Raw genomic sequence first — 2,139 nt, 5'->3', positions numbered from 1 at the left:
TTTTAGTCTTACGACTAAATTTTACTTTATACTAAAGTAATTAACTGGTTAAAACAAAATATTATTTCATTTCTTTACCTATTCTCTGTTTAATTTTCAAAGACCAACTTGTTCGTCATCATCTGACGACTTCTACTATATTACTAGGTATTTCTTCTTTTGTCAATCTTTTTTTAATTTATTTTTTATTTAAAAATTCAATAAATTACGATTAACCTTTAACTTAATTCATCGCACGTTTGTGACGACAAGGAATATTGTATCATAATAATAAAGTCATGTATTTATCGGTTTATTTATCTAACAAAATTATAGCCTATTTGCTCCAATTTACTCTAATAAACTAAGATATAACTATACGGACACACGTGACTACATATATATATATAAATAACCTAAATTAACTTTATTTACAATTGTATTCTGTTCTAATAACTTATATATTTACAATTTTCTAAGATTAACAACACAAAAACTACTTTTAGTCAATAAAATGACATACATAAGTATTATCAACAAGTTCCATTTTGAGGTGCTTTTAATAAAATATCAATAAAAATAACATACTGATTAACGTCATAATTATCATATTATTTTTATTGATATTATTATTTTTATTGATATTACTATATTCGTTAATATTTTTATTTAAAACAATAGAATTATTTACACAGAAATTAGCATTAATAATTCTTGTTCCATAAGTTTATGGCAGTACATATTTTATGTACTATTGATATGTTATATAATAGTGCTAATCAAAAATTATAAACGAAAAATAATTGTAAATGTAAAAATATGCTATAATTACTATTAGTTAAGAATACATCATTAAATATCTCGACTCAAATCGATTTTAATATGATTTGTAAAATTAATTATTTAAGCTACTTTTATATAGTTTAAAATAAATATATTCCGGAGAAATTTTTTAATGAAAAAGGATAATATAAAGGTGGATAAACAGGATGTAGAACTTTTATTAGATGAGTTTAAAGGAATGTCTGAGCCTAAGAATAAAATTATTGATGGAATTATATTATTGATGGAATTATATTAAAAGAACAAAATGAATTGAATTGAATTGAATAAATGTCAAGTTCCTCAAGTAGTTTTTATTGAAAAAGTTACTCTTGGGGTCAAAGTTGGTGAAATGTTTAAAAAGATGGAGTCACTTGCAAAGACAAATGATTGTTTTTCTTTTGGGAGTTTATTTAATTGCAGGTATGAATGATAAATATTTTATTTCATTCTAAAATCACTCAACTTATTATAGATATAGTCAAAGTTGTAATTAACATTTTATTGTACAGTACGAAAATACTCAACTTTTAAAATAAATCAAAAGGGGATTACATATGATCAAATTCATGAATCATTTCTCAATATGGCATAGTATTATACTAGCTATTACAAGTGGAGTTTTAATTATATTATTTCAGGACTATAATATATGGCCACTAACGGTAATGATATACTTAATATTGGGTTTAGGTTTTATATTTATAGGTTACAACATTACTAATATATTAATTAAACGAGAAAATTCTAAGAAATAAAATTTTATTGAGAATAATACGTCATGAAATGTGAATACAAGTTATGTTGTAACATTCTTATAAATCGTCATAACTATTAAAACCGACTAATTCTCTTAGAACACCGTATTATTTAATTTCAAATATAATTAGAACTAACTAAAATAGAAAAAGCAGTATGTTTTGACACCTCCTGCTTTTTCTATTATTAATGGTATATACCATTTGATATGTTAATTACTATACCTACACCTCAAGAGCGAACCCGTTGAAGTATTATATGTAAATACTTTTTAGTATATATAATTAAACAAAAATCAATTGGATCTTAATCTTAACTTTATTCTCCTACATGTTAAAATTTATGTAAAATAAAAACAACAGTTCTAATTGAACTGTTGTTTGGTGGACCTTCAGGGACTCGAACCCCAGACCGACCGGTTATGAGCCGGTAGCTCTAACCAACTGAGCTAAAGATCCATATTTTTATCTGGCGACAACCTACTCTTCCACAAGGTTACCCCTGCAGTACCATCGGCGCATTGAAGCTTAACCTTCGTGTTCGGTATGGGAACGGGTGTTACCTTCAGGCCATAATCAC

The 2,139-nt window shown here is 25.5% G+C and carries 2 protein-coding genes, 1 tRNA gene and 1 rRNA gene; 2 read left to right on the top strand and 2 right to left on the bottom strand.

Annotated features, from left to right (window positions below):
* Positions 1–934 precede the first annotated feature (934 nt).
* The gene (locus KPL38_RS20165) at positions 935–1,060 is read left to right on the top strand and encodes a hypothetical protein (protein WP_281419380.1); all 126 of its coding nucleotides are present in this window, start codon (positions 935–937) and stop codon (positions 1,058–1,060) included.
* A gap of 24 nt (positions 1,061–1,084) precedes the next feature.
* Complete coding sequence (locus KPL38_RS19900; RefSeq protein ID WP_246578051.1) at positions 1,085–1,234, top strand: hypothetical protein; 150 nt, start codon at positions 1,085–1,087, stop codon at positions 1,232–1,234.
* A 707-nt stretch (positions 1,235–1,941) separates the two neighbouring features.
* On the opposite strand, the gene KPL38_RS19010 is transcribed toward KPL38_RS19900, so the two are convergent.
* A tRNA-Ile gene (locus KPL38_RS19010) sits at positions 1,942–2,018 on the bottom strand.
* Between the two features lie 8 nt (positions 2,019–2,026).
* A 5S ribosomal RNA gene (gene rrf, locus KPL38_RS19005) occupies positions 2,027–2,139 on the bottom strand; the annotation flags it as partial.

The organism is Clostridium psychrophilum, from assembly GCF_018861705.1.
GTDB lineage: Bacteria > Bacillota > Clostridia > Clostridiales > Clostridiaceae > Clostridium_AD > Clostridium_AD psychrophilum.
This window is presented reverse-complemented; position numbering and strand designations above follow the sequence as displayed.